Source organism: Altericroceibacterium xinjiangense (genome assembly GCF_003958635.1).
GTDB lineage: Bacteria > Pseudomonadota > Alphaproteobacteria > Sphingomonadales > Sphingomonadaceae > Altericroceibacterium_A > Altericroceibacterium_A xinjiangense.
Genome location: NZ_RSEK01000002.1, coordinates 299,572 through 319,074, shown reverse-complemented (window position 1 = coordinate 319,074; position 19,503 = coordinate 299,572). Strand labels below are relative to the sequence as shown.

11 protein-coding genes and 1 tRNA gene are annotated in these 19,503 nt (G+C 65.6%); 6 read left to right on the top strand and 6 right to left on the bottom strand.

The features are described 5' to 3' along the window. Window positions 1-27: 27 nt before the first annotated feature. The 4 genes from mfd (at window position 28) to ELY13_RS03785 (ending at window position 6,042) form a co-directional block, all read left to right on the top strand. Window positions 28-3,513 (top strand): transcription-repair coupling factor, encoded by a 3,486-nt coding sequence (mfd, locus tag ELY13_RS03800; RefSeq protein WP_126172536.1) that lies wholly within the window; start codon window positions 28-30, stop codon window positions 3,511-3,513. Between the two features lie 68 nt (window positions 3,514-3,581). Continuing rightward, on the top strand, window positions 3,582-4,370 hold the full coding sequence (locus tag ELY13_RS03795; protein WP_126172535.1) for an NAD kinase: 789 nt from the start codon (window positions 3,582-3,584) through the stop codon (window positions 4,368-4,370). 74 nt (window positions 4,371-4,444) lie between these two features. After that, window positions 4,445-4,519: transfer RNA gene (locus ELY13_RS03790), tRNA-Asn, on the top strand. Window positions 4,520-4,644: 125 nt separating this feature from the next. Further along, window positions 4,645-6,042 carry an MFS transporter gene (locus ELY13_RS03785; protein WP_241233524.1) on the top strand — a complete coding sequence of 466 codons (1,398 nt, stop codon included), beginning with the start codon at window positions 4,645-4,647 and terminating at the stop codon, window positions 6,040-6,042. Here the strand turns inward: ELY13_RS03785 and ELY13_RS03780 are convergent. The 3 genes from ELY13_RS03780 to ELY13_RS03770 form a co-directional block, all read right to left on the bottom strand. Next, complete coding sequence (locus tag ELY13_RS03780; protein WP_126172534.1) at window positions 6,029-7,243, bottom strand: MFS transporter; 1,215 nt, start codon at window positions 7,241-7,243, stop codon at window positions 6,029-6,031. The two genes, ELY13_RS03785 and ELY13_RS03780, sit on opposite strands and share 14 nt — an antisense overlap. Window positions 7,244-7,373: 130 nt before the next feature. Beyond that, a complete protein-coding gene (secA, locus tag ELY13_RS03775) occupies window positions 7,374-10,118 on the bottom strand; it encodes a preprotein translocase subunit SecA (RefSeq protein WP_126172533.1) in 2,745 nt (914 codons plus the stop codon). An 81-nt stretch (window positions 10,119-10,199) separates the two neighbouring features. Next, window positions 10,200-10,466, bottom strand: coding sequence for a hypothetical protein (locus ELY13_RS03770; RefSeq protein ID WP_126172532.1), 267 nt, complete (start codon window positions 10,464-10,466; stop codon window positions 10,200-10,202). Window positions 10,467-10,571: 105 nt separating this feature from the next. Here ELY13_RS03770 and argJ point away from each other — a divergent pair, with 105 nt between their 5' ends. Both argJ and ELY13_RS03760 read left to right on the top strand, forming a co-directional pair. Beyond that, window positions 10,572-11,798 (top strand): bifunctional glutamate N-acetyltransferase/amino-acid acetyltransferase ArgJ, encoded by a 1,227-nt coding sequence (argJ, locus tag ELY13_RS03765; RefSeq protein WP_126172531.1) that lies wholly within the window; start codon window positions 10,572-10,574, stop codon window positions 11,796-11,798. Continuing rightward, complete coding sequence (locus tag ELY13_RS03760) at window positions 11,795-12,601, top strand: inositol monophosphatase family protein (RefSeq protein WP_126172530.1); 807 nt, start codon at window positions 11,795-11,797, stop codon at window positions 12,599-12,601. Before argJ ends, ELY13_RS03760 begins: the two co-directional genes overlap by 4 nt. Before the next feature lie 30 nt (window positions 12,602-12,631). Here ELY13_RS03760 and trxA read toward each other — a convergent pair whose 3' ends face one another. From trxA to addB, 3 genes are read right to left on the bottom strand one after another with little or no spacing between them, the layout of a single operon-like run. Continuing rightward, entirely contained in the window at window positions 12,632-12,952 is a 321-nt protein-coding gene (trxA, locus tag ELY13_RS03755) for a thioredoxin (protein ID WP_126172529.1), read from the bottom strand. 57 nt (window positions 12,953-13,009) lie between these two features. Continuing rightward, window positions 13,010-16,492 carry a double-strand break repair helicase AddA gene (gene addA, locus ELY13_RS03750; protein ID WP_126172528.1) on the bottom strand — a complete coding sequence of 1,161 codons (3,483 nt, stop codon included), beginning with the start codon at window positions 16,490-16,492 and terminating at the stop codon, window positions 13,010-13,012. After that, entirely contained in the window at window positions 16,489-19,464 is a 2,976-nt protein-coding gene (gene addB, locus ELY13_RS03745) for a double-strand break repair protein AddB (protein WP_126172527.1), read from the bottom strand. Before addB ends, addA begins: the two co-directional genes overlap by 4 nt. Between the last annotated feature and the right edge of the window lie 39 nt (window positions 19,465-19,503).

Here is a 19,503-nt window from a genome sequence, read left to right as displayed (position 1 = left end):
TTGCCCTTCGTCATTTGAGCCTTCGATATGCCCGATCTTTCCCGAATCCTGAAAGCCGATCAGCCGCTTACCCTCGCCTCCTTGGCGCGGGGCGCGCAGCCGCTGGTGCTGGCCGATCTTGCCCGCGCCGCCAAAGGGCGCGCGGTGTTCATCGCGCCCGACGATGCGGCAATGCGCGCGGTGACCGACGCTGCACACTGGTTCGCGCCGGAACTGCAGGTGATCGAGTTTCCCGCCTGGGATTCGCTGCCGTACGACCGGGCAAGCCCGGCCTTGTCGATCAGTTCCCGGCGCTTGTCCGCCTTGCACCAGTTGCAGGCCGGCAAGGCGAGCGCGCAACTGGTCGTCACCACGGTCAACGCCGCGATCCAGCGGGTGCTGACCCCATTCCGCATCCGGGAAGCGGTGCGGGAACTGAAGCCCGGCGTCGAGATCGGGCACGAAAGCCTCACCGCCCTGCTCCGCCGCCAAGGCTATTCCCGCACCGACACCGTGGTCGATACCGGCGAGTTTGCGGTCCGCGGATCTATCTTCGACATCTTTCCGTCGGGGCTGGACCAGGGTTTGCGACTCGACTTCTTCGGGGATGAACTGGAATCGCTGAGGCTGTTCGATCCCGGCACCCAGCGCACCACCCAGACCATCGACAGCCACTTGCTGCTCCCCGCCAGCGAAGCGACGCTGGATGAGGAGACGATCAAGCGCTTCCGGTCCCGCTACCGGGAGAAGTTCGGCGCCACCGCCACCGGCGATCCGCTGTACCAGGCAGTCAGCGAAGGACGGCGGCTGGCCGGGATGGAAAACTGGCTGCCCTTGTTCGAGGACAAGCTCGTCACCTTGTTCGATCACTTGTCGCAAGACGACGTGGTGGTGATCGATTCCGGCGCAATTTCCGCGGGGGAAGAGCGGCTGGTCGACATCGCCGACTACTACCAGCAGCGCATGGAAACCGCCGGGCAGGCAGCCGGATCCTACCGTCCGCTGGAGCCCGAGACGCTGTATCTGTCGCGCGCAGAGTACGAAAAGACGCTGAAGAGCTGGCCGGTCCACCGCGCGGTCACCTTCGCTGAGCCGGAAAGCCCGACGGTGCTCGACTTCGGGTTCAAGTCCGCACGCGACTTCACGCCTGAGCGGGCGCAGGGCGCCAACGTGTACGAAGCAGCCGCCGCGCACCTGAAGGCGGTCGGCAAGGCTGGCCGCCGGCCGCTGATCGCCGCCTATTCGCAAGGATCGCGCGCCCGGATCTCCTCCATTCTTGGGGAAGCGGGCACGGAGCCGAAGCTGGCGGGAAGCTGGCAGGAAGCGCTTGGGCTGGCAGCGAAGGGCACGCCGGTGGCGATGGTCCTGCCGCTGGATACCGGCTTTGCCAATGACGAGCTGGAACTGATCACCGAGCAGGACCTGCTGGGTGATCGTCTGGTTCGTCGCCGCAAGCGCAAGAAGGATTCCGACGCGTTCCTGGCGGAATTGTCGGCGCTGAACCGGGGTGATCTGGTGGTTCACCTCGATCACGGGATCGGCAAGTACCTGGGGCTGGAGCCGATCGAGGTCGGCAAGAGCAAGCACGACTGCGTGATGCTGGAATACTCCGGCGGCGACAAGCTCTACATCCCGGTGGAAAACATCGATGTGCTGTCCCGTTACGGCAGCAGCGAGGATCTGGTCGGGCTCGACAAGCTAGGCGGTGAGGCGTGGCAGAAGCGCCGTGCCAAGCTGAAGGAGCGGATCCGCGAGATCGCCAGCGAGCTGATGCGCACGGCCGCCGAGCGCGCCCTGCGCAAGGCCCCGGCGCTTGAACCCGAGGAAAGCAGCTACCAGCAATTCGCCGATCGCTTCCCGTGGGACGAGACGGAGGACCAGGAAAGCGCGATCGAAGACGTGCTGAAGGATCTTTCCGAAGGACGCCCGATGGACCGGCTGGTCTGCGGCGATGTCGGCTTCGGCAAGACCGAGGTTGCGCTGCGCGCCGCTTTCGTCGCCGCGATGAACGGACAGCAGGTGGTGATGATCGCGCCGACCACCCTGCTTGCCCGCCAGCACTATCAAAACTTCTGCGAACGGTTTGGCGGCTTCCCGCTGAACATGGGCCGCTTGTCCCGCCTGGTCACTGCAAAGGAAGCCAAGGAAGTGCGCGACGGGCTGGCCGACGGAACGATCGACATCGTCATCGGCACCCACGCGATCCTGTCCAAGACCACGACGTTCAAGCGGCTTGGTCTTGTGATCGTGGATGAAGAGCAGCGCTTCGGCGTTACGCACAAGGAGAAGCTGAAGCAGCTGCGGACCGACGTCCACGTGCTGACGCTGACCGCCACTCCGATCCCGCGCACCCTGCAGATGGCGATGAGCGGGTTGCGGGAGCTGTCCACCATCCAGACGCCGCCTGTCGACCGGCTCGCCGTGCGGACCTACGTCGTGGAATGGGACGACATGGTCACGCGCGAGGCCTTGCTGCGCGAACATCATCGCGGCGGGCAGAGCTTCATTGTCGTGCCCCGCATCGCCGACATGGAAGAGATCGAAGGCTGGCTGCGCAAGACGGTGCCGGAGGTCAAGTTCGTCACCGCGCACGGCCAGATGACCCCGACCGAGGTCGAGGAACGGATGAGCGCGTTCTACGAAAAGAAGTACGACGTGCTGCTGTCCACCACCATCGTCGAAAGCGGGCTCGATATCCCTTCGGCGAATACGATCATCATTCACCGCGCAGATCGTTTCGGTCTGGCCCAGCTCTACCAGTTGCGCGGCCGGGTTGGCCGGGCAAAGCTGCGCGCCTATGCCTACCTGACCACGCCAAAGGACACCGCCTTGTCGGAAGTGGCGGAAAAGCGGCTGAAGGTGCTGAGCGATCTCGACAGTCTGGGGGCCGGGTTCCAGCTGGCCAGCCACGATCTCGACATTCGCGGCGCGGGCAATCTGCTGGGCGATGAGCAATCGGGCCACATCCGTGAGGTCGGCTTCGAGCTCTACCAGTCGATGCTGGAGGATGCGATCCTGGCCGCCAAGGCCGGGGAAGCGGGTCTGGAGCGCAGCGATCGCTTGTCTCCGCAGATCACCGTCGATGCGCCGATCATGATCCCGGAAGACTACGTCCCCGATCTTGCCGTACGCATGGCGCTCTACCGGCGGCTGAACGACGCCAAGGACAAGGGGGAGATCGAGGCTATGGCGGCCGAGATGATCGACCGCTTCGGCGCCCTGCCCGATGCCACCGCCAATCTGATCAAGCTGATCGAGATCAAGCACCAGGCAATCGCGGCCAACATCGCCAAGGTCGATGTCGGCGCGCGCGGGACGCTGGTAACATTCCACAACGACAACTTCCCCAACCCGGAAGGGCTTGTCGCTTACGTCGAGCGGCTGAAAGGCACTGCCAAGCTGCGGCCCGACATGAAGCTGGTGATCAACCGTGCCTGGGGCGATCCGCAGGCGCGGCTCAACGGTCTGCTGCAGCTGACCAAGGGGCTGAGCGGTATTCTCCGCAAGGCAGAAAAGAGCCGGGAAGCGGCCTGAACCGCCGACACATTGCCAACGGGGCAGTCGGCCCATAGAATGCGGTGCGGACAAGAGGGGCGAAGAGCATGGCCGAACGCAGCGAGCTTCCTTCCCTCGCCCTGCTCGCTTCCCCGGCGGAGCGGGCGCAGGAAGCGGCCGCTTATCTGCGGGAAACCGCCGATTGGGTTCCGCTGGAAGAAGCCGACCTTGCCATCGTGCTGGGCGGCGACGGCTTTATGCTGCAGACGCTGCACCGCATGCTGGAAAACGGGCGGGTCATTCCGGCCTACGGGATGAACCTTGGCACCGTCGGTTTCCTGATGAACCGCTGGCGTCCCCAGGCAAAGCTGCGTGACCGGCTGGCGAAGGCCAAGCCAATCGCGGTTGCCCCGCTGACGATGACCGCGACGACTCAGAGCGGCGAAAGCCGGCAGTATGCCGCAATCAACGAAGTGTCCCTGCTGCGCGAAACCCGCCAGACCGCGAAGATCGAGGTTTCGGTCAACGGCAAGGTGCGGATTGCGGAACTGGCCTGCGATGGGGTGCTGCTGGCTACTCCGGCCGGATCGACCGCCTACAATCTTTCGGCGAACGGGCCGATTCTGCCGCTCGATTCGCAGACGCTGGCGCTGACCCCGATCAGCCCGTTCCGCCCCCGGCGCTGGCGCGGCGCGATCCTGCCCGATCGCAGCAAAGTGCGCTTCCGTGTGCTTGACCCGGAAAAGCGCCCGGTTGCTGCGGTGGCCGACCAGCAGGAAGTGCGCGATATCGCCGAAGTGCAGATCGCCAGCGACCAGACACGGCAGCTCACCCTGCTGTTCGATCCCGGGCACAGCCTGGACGAACGGATCGTCAGCGAACAGTTCGTCGCCTGATTGCCAGGGGCGCTTTCCAGCCTTGCAAAAGCCGAAAGCGGTGCATATAGGCGTGTCCGTCCGCTAAGGACTGCTCCCCGATAGCTCAGCGGTAGAGCTCTCGACTGTTAATCGAGCGGCCGTTGGTTCGAATCCAACTCGGGGAGCCACTCTTCCTTCAGATCCCGGTGTCGCTGGCGCGATCACGCCGCTGCCCTTGAAGCGCGGGCGAGAGGCTTTAGGCTGCTCCCGCAACACGGGGAGCGAAACCATCAGCCAGCACATTGCCGCCGCCTTGCCTGCCCGCCTCGACCGCTTGCCGTGGAGCCGGTTCCACTGGCTCGTGGTCATTGCACTGGGCATCACCTGGATTCTCGACGGGCTGGAAGTCACCATCGCCGGATCGGTCGCGGGCGCGCTGCGGGAAAGCCCGGTCTTGCGCTTCAGCGCCAGCGACGTGGGATTCGCCAATTCGGCTTATCTGGTGGGGGCCGTCGGCGGGGCCTTGTTCTTCGGCTGGCTGACGGACCGCTGGGGGCGCAAGAAGTTGTTCTTCCTCACCCTGGGGCTTTACCTGATCGCGACGGCCGGCACTGCGTTCACCTGGGATCTGCCGAGCTTTGCCCTGATGCGCTTTCTTACCGGCGCAGGGATCGGGGGCGAATACAGCGCGATCAATTCCGCGATCCAGGAACTGATCCCCGCCCGGCGCCGCGGGTGGACCGATCTTGTGATCAACGGCAGCTTCTGGATCGGCGCGGCCCTGGCGAGCGGGGCCTCGATCCTGCTGCTGGATCCCCGGGTGATCGATCCCGAGATCGGCTGGCGGCTCGCGTTCTTCGGCGGCGCGGTGATCGGCGTGTTCATCCTGCTGCTGCGGCGATTCGTGCCGGAAAGCCCGCGCTGGCTTGCTACCCATCACCGCGCCGAAGAAGCCGAACGCGTGATCGAGGGCATAGAGGCACGCGTACGGGCGGAAGGGCACGTCCTTCCCGACCTTCCGCCGGTGGACACCCGCGTGACCCCGCGCCACGCGACCTCGATGCAGGAGGTGTTCACCGCCTTGTTCCGCACGTATCCGAAGCGGACGTTCTACTGCCTTGTCCTGATGGCGGCGCAGGCGTTTTTCTACAACGCGATCTTCTTTACCTACGCGATGATGCTGACCGACTTCTACGACGTCCCGAGCCGGGACGTCGGGTACTATATCCTGCCGTTCGCGGCCGGGAACGTGCTTGGCCCGCTGCTGCTTGGCCGGTTGTTCGATACCTGGGGGCGGCGGCCGATGATCATCCTGACCTACGGGATGTCTGGCGTACTTCTGGCCGCGACGGGCTTTGCCTTTGCGGGCGGGCATCTGACTGCAACGACGCAGACCCTGTGCTGGAGCGTGACGTTCTTCTTCGCCTCGGCCGCGGCTTCGGCGGCCTACCTGACCGCGGCGGAGAACTTCCCGCTGGAGATGCGGGCACTGGCGATCGCGATCTTCTATGCGCTCGGCACCCTGCTGGGCGCGGTTGCGCCGTGGGTGTTCGGGCTGCTGATCGAAAGCGGATCGCGCGAACAAGTGCTGATCGGCTACTTGTTCGGCGCAGGCCTGATGCTGCTCGCCGCCTTGGTGACGGTGTTTTACGGGGTCGCGGCGGAACGAAAGCCGCTGGAGGAAGTCGCCCGCCCGCTCAGCTGGGACTGAGCTCCGGCGCCGGAGGCCGCCGCACCAGGGCAATCAGTTGCAGCCCGAGGGGAACGACCAGCGCGATCATCACCGCGCCTGCGTACCACGGCAGGTCGTGGCCAAGCTCGTAGATCAGGCCGAACGTCGGCGGAGCGATGATGCGGGACACGGCGTTGGAAGCCATCAACAAGCCCATCACGCTGCCTTGCCGCTCCATCGGCGCAGTGCGCGACGTCAGCGCGCCGGAGGTCGGGAACGCGAGGCTGTGGCCCATCATCAGCATGCCCATCAGCGCGACCGCGACGAGCGGCTCCCGCAGGATCGGCTGGAGCAGCATCGAGATAGCTAGGACGCACAGCCCGGCGACGATGACTCGCCCTTCCCCATAGCGCACGACCAGCGGGTGGAGAAAGAACAGCTGCACCACCAGCCCGCCAAGCCCGATGGCGATGAACGCGAAGCCCAAGTCCTGCGCATCCCAGCCGAAGTTCGCTTCGCTCCACAAGCCGTAGATCGCTTCCATCGACGCGAAGGCCGCGATCCCGAAGAAGGAGATCACGAACAGGCGCAGCAGCAGCGGATCGGCGCGGACGTAGCGGATCGCTTCGCTGTAGCGCGGCAGCGGCGCTGCCCTGCCAAGCGGCGGCTTTACGTCACGCAGGAAGAAGATCGACCACAGCGAGGTCAGGGCCGAGAATGCCGCAGCGGCAAGGATCGGAAGACGGAAATCGGCGAGGCTCGTCCCCGGCCCGGCCAGCAATCCGCCCACCACCGGGCCGAAGGCGAACCCCGTGCTGAACGCAGCGCCGAACAGGCCCATTGCCTTGGCGCGCTTTTCCGGCGGCGAGGCATCGGCCAGGAAGCCTTGGGCGACGCTGAGCGTGCCGCCGAAAAACCCGTTCACCACGCGGATCGCGACCGCCAGCCAAAGAACCGGTGTGTACGCAAAAGCGATGTAGGCCAGCGTCGCGCCGGCAGTCGTCACGATCAGCACCTTGCGCCGGCCCCACCTGTCCGACTGGCGGCCCCAGAAGATTTCGCCGAACACGTTGCCGAGACTGTATGCGGCAAACAGCAGCGCAACCTCGAACGGCCCCGCGCCGAACAGCGAACCGTAGAACGGCAGCAGCGGCAGGATCAGGCTGAAGCCCGCGATGTTGATGAACACCGCGAACATCAACGGCAGCATCCGCCGGAAAAGCATTGGATCACCCGACATGGTGCGTATCCCGCAGCCCGATCATCCCGGGCGGGTGTGTGGCAACGCGAATGGCTTGATCCTCCCCCTTGTCAGGAGAGGATCATAACAGTCGTTACGGTTGCGGCAAGTGCCTGATCCGCGCCGCGGATCAAGCCGACCCGTGGCAGTGCTTGTACTTGTTGCCCGACCCGCAGGGACATGGCGCGTTGCGGCTGACGTTCATCCCCGCATAGGGATCATCGCCTTCCGCTCCGCCCGGGCCGGCCGCTGCCACCGGGCTTCCGGCGAGCGCGCCGAACAGCGCCGCGCGGGTATCCGACCCGTCTCCGTCGTTCGAGTTATCGCTTCCCGTCAGCGGATCGATGTGTCCGGTGAGGAACGAAGGCAGTTCCGGCAGCGCCGAAGGCGGGGGTTCGGCCAGGCGCAGCTGACTGTTCATGAGGATGCGGGTCACGTCTTCCCGGATGCCTTCCAGCATCGATTCGAACAGCCCGAAGGCTTCCTGCTTGTATTCATTGATCGGCTGCTTCTGCGCATAAGCGCGCAGGAAGATCACTTGCCGCAGCGCGTCGAGGGTGGCGAGGTGTTCTTTCCAGTAGTGATCGAGCCGGCCGAGCAGCACGCTCTTTTCCACTTGCCGCCAGACGTTCTCGTCCCCTTCGGCCATCTTCGCGCCGATCTTCTCGTCCGCAAGGCCGACCAGCCGCTCCTCGATCATGTCGGGCTCGACCGAGTCTTCCTCCATCCATTCGTGCAGCGGAACCTCGATGCCGAGGATGTCGAGTGCCTTTTCCTTCAGCCCGTCGACGTCCCACTGTTCCGGGTACGAGCCCGGAGGGCAGGCGGTGCCGACCATCGCGTTAATCGCATCGTGGCGCATGTCGACCACGACATCGTCCACTGCCTCGCTGTCCATGATCTCGGCGCGCTGTTCGTAGATCACCTTGCGCTGGTCGTTCATGACGTTGTCGTATTCCACGACTTGCTTGCGCATGTCGTAGTTGCGGGCCTCGACCTTCTTCTGCGCAGTCTCGATGGCCTTGGACAGCCACTTGGACCCGATCGCCTCCCCATCCGCGAGGTTGGCGTTCATCATCTTGGAAAAGAGCGTATCCGGCCCGAAAATACGCAGCAGGTCATCTTCGAGGCACAAGTAGAACCGCGACAACCCTGGATCGCCCTGGCGGCCAGAGCGGCCCCGCAGCTGGTTATCGATGCGGCGGCTTTCGTGCCGTTCAGTGGCAAGCACGAACAAGCCGCCGACGTCCCTCACCTTCTGGCGTTCCTCGGCGACTTCCTGCTTGATCCGGTCGACCGCGGCGTCTCGCTCCGGCCCTTCGGGCATGTCGCGCAATTCGTCCTCGACCCGGAAGTCGACATTGCCGCCCAGCTGGATGTCGGTGCCGCGCCCGGCCATGTTGGTGGCGATGGTCACGGCGCCAAGCCGCCCCGCCTGGGCCACGATGTGGGCCTCCATTTCGTGGAAGCGGGCGTTCAGCACCGCGTGCTTCACCCCTTCGCGGTTGAGGTACTCGGACAGAAGCTCCGACTTCTCGATCGAGACAGTACCGACCAGCACCGGCTGGCCGGTGTCGTACTTCTCCTTGATCGCCTTGGCTATGGCCTGAAACTTGTCCTGCGTGTTCTTATAGAACTCGTCCTCCTCGTCGATCCGCTGGACGGGGAGGTTGGTCGGGATTTCGACGACGTTGAGCTTGTAGATGTCCCAGAACTCGGCTGCCTCGGTCGCGGCGGTCCCGGTCATCCCGGAAAGCTTGGGGTACATGCGGAAGTAGTTCTGGAAGGTAATCGAGGCGAGCGTCTGGTTCTCCGGCTCGATCTTCACGCCTTCCTTGGCTTCCACTGCCTGGTGCAAGCCGTTCGACCAGCGGCGCCCGTCCATCATGCGGCCGGTGAATTCGTCGATGATGACGACCTTGTCGTCCTTCACGATGTAATCGATGTCGCGCTTGAACATGACGTTCGCCTTCAGCGCCTGGTCGAGGTGGTGGACCACCTGCGTGTTCTCGACATCGTAGAGGTTATCGGTTTCGAGCAACCCCGCCTGCTGGAGGAGCTTTTCGACTTCCTCGACCCCGTCTTCGGTCAGGGAGACATTCTTCGATTTCTCGTCCGCATCGTACCACTCGGGATCGATGCCCTTCACGATCTCGTCGATCGAGACGTAAAGCTCGGACTTGTCCTCCGTGGGGCCGGAAATGATCAGCGGCGTGCGTGCCTCGTCGATCAGGATGGAGTCCACCTCGTCGACGATCGCGTAGTTGAACGGCCGGTGGACCATCTGGCTGCGCTCATGCTTCATGTTGTCGCGCAGGTAGTCGAAGCCGAATTCGTTGTTCGTGCCGTAGGTGATGTCCGCCGCGTAGGCATCGCGCCGTTGGTGCTCCGGAATGTTGGGCACGATCACGCCGACCGTCAGTCCGAGGAATTCGTGGATCCTGCCCATCCATTCCGCGTCGCGCGAGGCGAGGTAGTCGTTGACGGTGACGACGTGGACGCCCTTGCCCTCGATCGCGTTGAGGTAGGTCGCCAGCGTGGCGACCAGCGTCTTGCCCTCACCCGTGCGCATTTCGGCGATCTCACCCCGGTGGAGCACGATGCCGCCGACCATCTGCACATCGAAGTGCCGCATGCCGAGCACGCGCTTCGAAGCCTCGCGCACAGTGGCAAAGGCTTCCGGGAGAATGTCATCGAGCGTTTCGCCCTGCGCGAGCTTCTGACGGAACTTCTCCGTCTGGCCGCGCAGTTCCTCCTCGCTCAGCGCCTCCATCTGCGGTTCAAGGGCGTTGATGCGATTGACGATCTTCTCGAGCGATTTGACGTAACGGTCGTTGGCAGAGCCGAAAAGCGTTTTGGCGAGCGCCTGGAACATGGGGCGGGTCCTGATTTCAAATATGCGGGTACCCGCGCATCACAGCGCGGGCGGAAGAACGAAGCGGCAAAAAAGCGGTCGCTATTCGTGAGCGCGGTCGGCGCCGAGCATGACCCGGGGCACGATGACCGGCATACAGCGCGGCTTCTGCGGCTGCGCGGAAGCCGCCTTGCCTGCTCGAGAAAGCTGATGGCTTCCGCTGCCGGCGCGGATCACGCAGGACACGATCAGCTGCGTGTCCGCTTGCAGCCGGACCTGCTCGATGCCCGGCGTGCGAGCTTGCGCAGGCTCACACACGGCAGCAAGGCCGGTAAAGATGGCAAGCAGGGTGAGCAGCTGACGGAGCATTTGGGAACCGAGATAAGTCCTCGGCCCCGTCCCGTCCACTGTCAAAGAACGTTTGCTGCCGCAAAGCGCGTTTACTGCAATAGTCAGTCGTCATACAGCGCGGTCATGGACCTGACCCCCTCTCCGCTCGCCCTGCCGTTTCCCGATTTGCCGCCGATCGCCGGGGTTGTGCCCCATGCGGTGCGCGCCGGGTACAAGACGTGGGACCGCTGCGACCTGACCTATGTGGAATTGTCCCCCGGCACCTCGGTCGCCGGAGTGTTCACGCGGAACGTGTGCTGTTCTTCCGAAGTCGAACTGGGGCGTGAGCAGGCGCTGCTTGGCCGCGCGCGGGCACTTGTGGTAAACGCGGGCAATTCCAACGCCTTTACCGGCTATCGCGGGCGCGAGGCGGTGGAGCAGATCATGGCCCAGGTGGCCGCGCACCTCGACTGCGCGCCCAGCGAGGTGTTCGTCTCCTCCACCGGGGTGATCGGCGTGCCCTTGCCCAAGGACAAGGCGTACGAAGGGATCGCCGCCGCGCTCCAGGCCCCCGCCTGTTCCTGGGAGGACGCGGCGCGGACGATCTCTACCACCGACACATTTCCCAAGGCCGCGGCGGCTTCGGCGATCGTGGCCGGCAAACGGGTCGAACTCGTCGGGATCGTCAAGGGCAGCGGGATGATCGCGCCGGACATGGCGACCATGCTGGGCTACATCTTCACCGACGCGGCGGTGGAGCCCGCGTTCCTCCAGCAACTGCTGTCCTCCGCCAGCGACGCCACGTTCAACTGCATCACGGTCGATTCCGATACCTCCACCAGCGACACGGTGCTGGCGTTCGCAACCGGCCGGGCCGGCAGTTCGCTACTCACCGGGTTCGGGGATGAAGGCGCAGACGCGTTTGGGGCTGCCCTGCGCGACGTCTGCCTGCAACTGGCGCAGCTGGTGGTGCGCGACGGGGAAGGAGCCAGCAAGTTCATCGAGGTGCGCGTCAGCGGAGCCGAATCCGATGAAAGCGCTCGCAAGATCGGCCTTTCCATCGCCAACTCCCCGCTGGTTAAAACTGCCATTGCCGGGGAAGACGCCAATTGGGGCCGCGTGGTGATGGCGGTCGGCAAGGCGGGGGAGCCGGCAGACCGGGACCGGCTGTCGATCGGGTTCGGCGGCACCTGGGCCGCGCGCGAGGGCCAGCCCCTGCCCGATTACGATGAGGCACCGGTCGCGGCGCACCTGAAAGGACGCGACATCGTGATCGAGGTGGACATCGGCCTTGGCGAAGGGCGCGCCACCGTGTGGACGTGCGACCTGACGCATGGCTACATTGCGATCAACGCGGATTACCGGAGTTGACCGGCGCGCTCCACACCGCGGTCGAGGCCCTGCTGCGCGACGTCTCGCAGCGAGCGATCCTGCCGCATTACCAGACCCTCTCCGCTCACCAGATCGAGGAGAAGGCGGCGGACGACTTCGTCACCGTGGCGGACAAGCTTTCGGAAGAAATGCTGACCGAAGGGCTGACGAAGATCGCGCCAGGCCTTGCTGTGGTCGGCGAGGAAGCGGCCCATGCCGATCCTTCGGTGCTCGACCGTTTGTCCGGCCCGTGCTGGATCGTCGATCCGATCGATGGAACCCACAACTTCGCGGCCGGGAAACCGCCGTTTGGGATCCTGATCGCGATGGCTGAGAACGGGATCGCCCACACCGGATGGATCTACGATCCGCTGTCCGGCCGCATGTGCATGGCTGAGCGCGGCAAGGGCGCATTCGTTGGCGGAGAGAAGATCGCGGCGCGCGCCACCGGGGAAACACCGCCGGTCGCGGCCATCTCCCTGCTCTTCATGGACATGGCCAAGCGGGAGGCGATGAAGACCACCATCGCGCCGCATTACCGGCTGGTGGACATTCCCCGCTGCGCCGCAGAGCAGTACCCCCGGCTGACGCTGGGGCAGAACGATGTCTCGATTTTCGAACGCACCTTGCCGTGGGATCACGCAGCGGGCGTGCTGTTCCTCAACGAAGCAGGCGGAAAAGCCGCGCGGCCGGACGGCTCGCCCTACCGCGTCGACGAAACCAGGCGGACCGGGCTGATCGGCGCAGCCTCACCCGCCTTGTGGGACGGATTGGCGGAAAGACTTACGGTTCTGGATACCTGAGCCCCCGCGACAGCGAGGGCTCAGAAGAGCTTACAGCTCGCTTTCAAGCCACTGCTTGAGCTGGCTTTTCGGTGCGGCGCCCAGTTTCTGGGCAACCGGCTTACCGTCCTTGAACAGCACCATCAGCGGGATCGACTGGACGCCGATCTGGCCGGGGATGTCCGGGTTTTCCATGATGTCCATTTTGGCGATGGTCACCTTGTCGGACAGTTCGTCGCTGATTTCTTCCAGCGCGGGAGCGATCATCTTGCAGGGTCCGCACCAGTCGGCCCAGAAATCGACCAGCACGGGCTTGTCGGAATTGAGGACGTCCGTCTGAAAGCTGGAATCGGTGATGGTCTTGGTCGCCATGGGCTTTGCTCCTGTCGTTTACGGCAATTTAGGGCGCGGTTACCCTGAGGCAACCGTTCACCCAGCAAAGCTTTCCTCACCGATGGGCAAACCGGGTTTGTGCCGATCGAGCACCTCCGCAGGAATCGCGATCAGTCGCGGCGCATGAGTATAGAGCACGGCCGCTTCCGTTTTGCGCCCGGGATAGATTGCCTGCAGCGCGGCGGCATAAGCCGCCATCTGGCGCAAAGTCGCGGTCGGCACCTGCTCAAGACCAGCGGGCGGGCGGCGCGCGGTCTTGAAATCGATCACCAGCACCCGGTCTTTCTCCACCAGCAGCCGGTCCACCGTCCCGGTGATGACCCGCCCATCGACGACTGCCGTCAGCGGCACTTCCGGCAGCGCCGCGGAAGAGAACAGTTCTGCCCATTGTGGTGCCCGGATCACAGCCAGCGCATCGGCCAGCATGTCCGCCCGGTCACTTTCCGGCAGATCGGCCCCGTTGCGGGCGAGCCAATCGGCGGCCTTGGTCTCCCGCTCCCCATCCGGCACATCCGGCAGGCGTTCGATCAGGCGGTGGATCAGCACCCCGCGCCGCGCGGCGCGCTGGGCAATTTCGGGCGGAACGTCGGACGATGACGGCGGATCGGCGCCGAGTTCCTCTGCAGCCGACGACGGCGCGAGCGGGCGCGGCGGGCGCGGTTCCGGCCCGACCGGAATGGTTGCCCAAGTCGGGAGTTCGACGGTTTTTTCTATCCGTTCCACCGGCTGCGCCTGCACGCCTTCCGCCGGTTTCCCCCAGTCGCGGCATTCGCCCCAGACCGGATCGGCCACGGGTTTGCCTTCGATCACCGCCGAAAGCCGCGAATACCAGCTGTCCGCCGCCGGTTCCTTTTCCCGCTTGCCGAGTGCGCCGCCGACAAACAGCGCTTCTTCCGCGCGTGTCATTGCCACGTACAGCAGGCGCCAGTGCTCCCGCTTCTCCTCCAGCGCGGCGTGTTCGTCGGCCTGGGCGATGCGCCCCTTCTTCTGTTCGGCCTTCAGGTCCGGCAGCGGAATCTTGCGTCCCAGCGGATCGCCGGGCCGGCGTTCTTCCAGCGACAACCCGCGGGTCGGGGACCGGTCGGGATCGCCGGTCGCATCGGCCAGGATCACAATCGGCGCCTGAAGCCCCTTCGATCCGTGTACCGTCATCACGCGGACCAGGTTTTCGCCCCCGCCCGGCTCCCGCTTCAGTTCGCCCTCTCCGGCATCGAACCAGTGGATGAAGCCTTCGAGGCTCGGCGTGTGGGCCGAAGTGAACGCGTGCGCGGCGTTCAGCAACTCATCGATCGGGTCGTTCGCTTCGCGCCCCAGCCGGGCGACCAGCTTGCGCCGCCCCTGCCACGGACCGACCAGCAGCCACTGCAGCAGGGCTTGCGGCGGTTCCCAGTCGGCGCGCCCCAGCAGATCGTGCAGCCGCTCCACCGTGTCTTGCACCAGCAGCGCTTTTTCGTCGCGCAAGTGATCCCACAGCGCGGCTTTCTGCGGCCGGTGCCCGTGCTCCAGCAATTGCTCCTGCGTCCACCCGATCAGCGGGGACACCAGCAAGGCCGCAAGGCTGAGATCGTCGAGCGGCTGGACTGCAAAGCGCAGCACTGCCATCAGGTCCTTCACCGCAAGGGGCGCTCCAAGGCGTAGGCGGTCCACGCCCGCGACCGGAACGCCCGCCGCGTGCAGCCGGGCCACGATCAGCCCGGCCAGTTCCCGGCGCTTGCGCACCAGCACCATGATGTCTCCCGGGCCGGCGTTGCGGGGCCTTCCCTTTACCAGCGGGAAACCATCGCGCAGCCACGCCTGGACTTGCCGGGCGATGCCGTTGGCCATTTCCCGTTCCGGTTCGGACAGCCATTCTTCCGGCCCTTCGTCCTCCGCATCTTCCGGCGCCTTGGCGTCGATCGGCTTCCACAAGCGAACCAGCCCCGGCCGTTCATCGCCGAAATGGCGGCCGGGATGCTGGTCGAGCCCGAAATTCTCGAACCCGATCCCCTCGATCGCGGCATCGACAAAGTCGAGCACCGGCTGCGCCGTGCGGTAGGACCGGCCGAGTCCCAGCTCCACCAGCTCCCGCGCATCGATCCCGTCCTTTAGGGCGCGGGCGTTCTTTGCCCGTTCGGCCATGACTTGCGCGTAATAGCGCCGGGCGGTGGCGAAGTTTTCGGGACTGGTGCCCTGGAAGCGGAAGATCGCCTGCTTGTAGTCGCCGACCACGAAGATCGTCCGCACCTTGTCGCCGCGCTGGCCGGTGCCGGAGAAGAAATCGTCCGTCAGCGCTCGGATGATAGACCATTGCGATTCGTTGGTGTCCTGCGCCTCATCGATCAGAACGTGGTCGAATTCGCGGTCCAGCTTGCAGCGGATCCAGTCGGCGAGGTCGGACCGGGTCAGCAAGTTGGCGGCGCGGCGGATCTGGTCATCGAAATCGATCAACCCCTCGCGCGACTTCGCTTCTTCCCAGGCGATTGCGAACCGGCGGCCGACCGTCAGCGCCGGGGTGAGCAAGTCGCACAGACCGATCAGGGTCTTGTGCTCGATGACCCGTTCAACGCAGCCGCCGACCCGGGCGATGCATTCCCCATAGCCGGGATCGCGCTTCAGGATGTTGTTCAGCTGCTTGGGCGCGCCGTCGGTCTTGTTGAACAAGGTGCCGCTGAACAGGTCGATCGCCTCGGCCCTCGCGTTGGGATCAAGCGCCAGCCATTCTCTGATCGCCGCCGCTCCTTCCCGCCCGGTCTTGCTGTCCCATGCCGAAAGGACGTCAAGGCATTGCCGCAGGGCTTCGCAATCGAACTGGTCGTCCTGGCACAAGGCAGCGACCGTTTCCGGACCGGCGTCGACGGCGAGCCCGATCAGTTGGCGCACGCGTTCATCCAGCGGTTCCTGCCAGCTACCGGGCCCGAACCACGCCTGCCGCGCATCGGCGCAGCGCATCAGCCACCGGCGCGCGCCGTCCGGCCCCATTCGCAGGCTGAGCAGCGACAAGGCATCGAGCAGTTGCCGGTCCCTGCCCGTCTGCCACTTGAGCAGCAGGTCGACCAGCACGCGGTGCGCCAGCACCTCGCGGTCGCGGTCCTCCATCGGCTTGGTGCCGGGGACCAGGCCCGCTTCTTCCGGAAAGGCGGCGAGCAGCCACTGGGAGAACGCGTGGATCGTATTGATCCGCAGGCCGCCCCCCGGGCAATCGAGCACGCGCGCGAACAGCATCCGCGCGCGGGCCTGCGTGTCCGGATCAATCCCCGCGCCGATCGCCTTCAGATCCTTGACCAGCGCATCCGGCCTCATCCGCACCCAGCTTGCCAGCACCTCATTGACGCGAGTCGCCATTTCGGCGGCACCGGCCTTCGTGAAGGTAAGGCACAGGATCTGCGCGGGAGCGACATCCGGCTGCAGCAGCAGTCGAAGGACGCGAGCCGAAAGGACCTGCGTCTTGCCGGTTCCCGCCGAAGCGGACAGCCAGACGCTATCGCGCGGATCGACCGCGCGTGCCTGGTTGTCCATCAGCGGAAAGACCATCCCGCTCATTCCTCAAGCCCCATCCATTCCTCAAGCCGCATCAGGTGATCGTAGGTGTCATACCCCGGTGCATCGGGATTGAGACGCGCGGTGAATGGTTCATCCCCGAGGATCCACTTGTCGAGCGCGTCGTCCAGAAACCGCTTCGCTTCCGGCAGGAAGTCCTCCGGGACGATCCCGGTGCGCTTGCCTTCCAGCTTGAGGGGAGTGGCGATGGAGCCGAAGCCGGTTTCGCTTTTCGCATTTCGCGCCAGCGACCAGTATTCGAACCGAACCGGCTCGCCCTCAACACCTTCAAACCCGCCCTTCTCGACCATCAGGCCAAGCGTGCCGAGTTGCAGGGCGTACCCCTTCTCCACTTGCGAAACCGAGGGCGGGCGGCCCGTCTTGTAGTCGATGACCGCCAGCCCGCCGCCGGGCAGGCGATCGAGCCGGTCGATGCGGCCTATGATCTCGACCCCCCGGTACCGCAGCGTGCCCTTCTGTTCGACGAGCACCGGCTTGCGCCCGGGACTGGCGGCGATTTCCGCCTGCACCCATTCCAGTGCCTTCATCAGCCGGGGGCGCCACATCGCCTGCATCAGCGGGTGCGTGCCCATTTCCTCAAGCTTTTCGGCTGCGATGTCTTCCATCGGGCGGCCGGTGGCGTGCCAGGTTTCGAGGATCGCGTGGGCCAGCGTCCCCTGCCAGGCGGGCGACGGTTCGGCGTCGAGCGGATCGAGGTCCCTCAGCCGCAAGATGTGCGAGGCATAGAACTGGTAAGGGTCGGATCGCAGGCGGTCGAGCGCGGTCACACTGAGGCGGACGCGGCGCTGCTCCGCGCTCGGCCGCGGTTCCGGCCTCGGGCAGCCGGGCACCTGCGGGGCATCGTCCAGCGCCCGGGCCAGCGCAGGGATGCGGGTTTCCCGGTGGCTGTCGGCCAGTTCCCCCAGCAAGGCGACCACCCGCAGCAGGAACCGGGAAGGAACCGCTGGGCCGGATGCGTCCCTCCGCGCGCGGCTGAGCACGACTTCGGGTGAGCCAAGCGCGGCGGCAAGGTCATGCCCGGCAAGGCCGAGGCGGAAATCCGCCACCGGAACGCCCAGCACGCGCAGGACCGGGGGAGCAAGCAGCGGGCTGATCACCGGCGAAGCGGGCCAGGTCCCTTCGTTCAGCGCGGCGCAGATCACCAGATCGGCGCGGGCCATTCGGGATTCGATCAGTCCGTAGATCGCCACGCGGGTGTGGCCGCCGTACGGAGGGCGGACGGCGACCCGTTCCATCGCATCGCGCAAGGCGGCGGGCAGTTCCTCCACCGCCAGCACAGTGCCGACCTCGCGCGCCTGCAGGCGCAATTCCTCCACGAAAGCGGCGAGCGCGCGTCCGTCCGCCCGCGCCCACAGCCCTTCCCCGCACAAGGCTTCTCCAGCGGAGGCCAGCGCATCGATCAGGTCTGCAAGCGCCGGATTCTCCTGCTGCGCCAGCGTTACGAGGGGCTGCAGGACCGCCTCGACCCCCGCCCACCAGTCCTTCACCCCCTCATGCCGAAGCTCCAGCCGGGCCGCTTTCTCCCGCAGCGGTTCGAACCCCGGGGCCGGACGCGGGCCGCGCAATTCCAGCTGGAACGCGCGGGCAAACCTCAGCCACCGGTTCCGGTTCGCCGCGCCGGCCAGCGGGTGTTCCAGCAGCGCCATCAGCGCCACCGGGGCAAGTTCGTCCGCCGCGACTTCAGCCAGCATCAGCAACGCGCGCCCGGCCACCGTCAGCGACAAGGGCCGTCCGGCGGAATCGTCCGCCTCGATGTTCCAGCGCTTGAGGTGCGAAACCACCCGGCGGGCCAAGCTGCGATCCGGGGTGACGATCGCCACCCGCTTTTCCGGGGTCTCCAGCGCTTCGCGCACCAGCAGGGCGATCGACTGCGCTTCCTCTTCCGGATGGGCTGTTTCCATCAGCCGCACGCCGGACAAGCGGCGCTGTTCCGCCGGAAGATCGACCCAGATCTTGCTCGCCTGCGGGGGCAGGAACAAGCTGGAGATCGCGTGTGCCCGCGCGGGAGGATCCTCGTCCGCGCCATCGTGCGGCCACGGCTGCACTTCCCCGCGGGCCACACCCATTCGGTTGAGCAGCAACTTCAGGTGGTACTGGGGATGGCTGAGGGCATCCTGGCGGGCGAAGGGTGCGCCATCGTCCGCTTCGGGCGCACCGGCGCGGCCGAGTTCATCCCACACCTCATCCGGCAGCGACAAATCCAAATCGGGCAGGATCACCGCCCCTTGCGGCAGATCGGCGACCGCGCGCAGCAATCGTGCAAGCGCCGGCGCGGCGCTGGTGATACCGGCGGCAATCACCGGGTGCGCTGGCGGGTCTTCCTTCCAGCGTTGTGCCGCATAGCGGAACAACTGGTTGCGCCGGGCGGTCGAATCGATCTCCCCCCGAGCTTCAAGTTCCGCATGCCACATCTGCTGGACGGCGAAGAACAGCTGCGAGTTTTCCACCCAGTGTTCAGACAAGTCGCCAAGGACATCGAGCACCGGTTGATCCCACAACCGCTCCGGCGGGATTTCCTCCACGAACAAGCGGTCGATGGTGTAGCCGAGTTCGAACGCTAGCTTCAGCAGCGCCGCGCCGCGCGGAGGCCTTCGTCCCAGCCTCTCCATCGCCTGGGGAATGAACTGGGCCAGCCGCAGCCACCGCCGGGCCGGATCGGCCGCCGGACGAACCGCCTCCGCCGCGCCCAGGGGATCGAGCAACAGGCCCAGCTTGTCATCGAGATCGAGATCGGCGACCACGCCCATGCGCGGCAGCAGCAGTCCCTCCCCGCTGTGGCGGACGAAGGCTTCACTAACCGTGCGCACCGCACGCGTGCTCGGCAGCAGCAGGGTGACGCGCGCCAGCCCGAAATCCGGATCGGCATGGCGCGCCACCAGTCCGGCGACGAGCGCATCGGCGAAGCCTTCGTGTGAGGCTATCGCATGGAGCTTGGGGAAGGATCGTTCAGCCATGACGCAGCGGTGCCGCCGTCATCGCGGATTTCGCGCCGG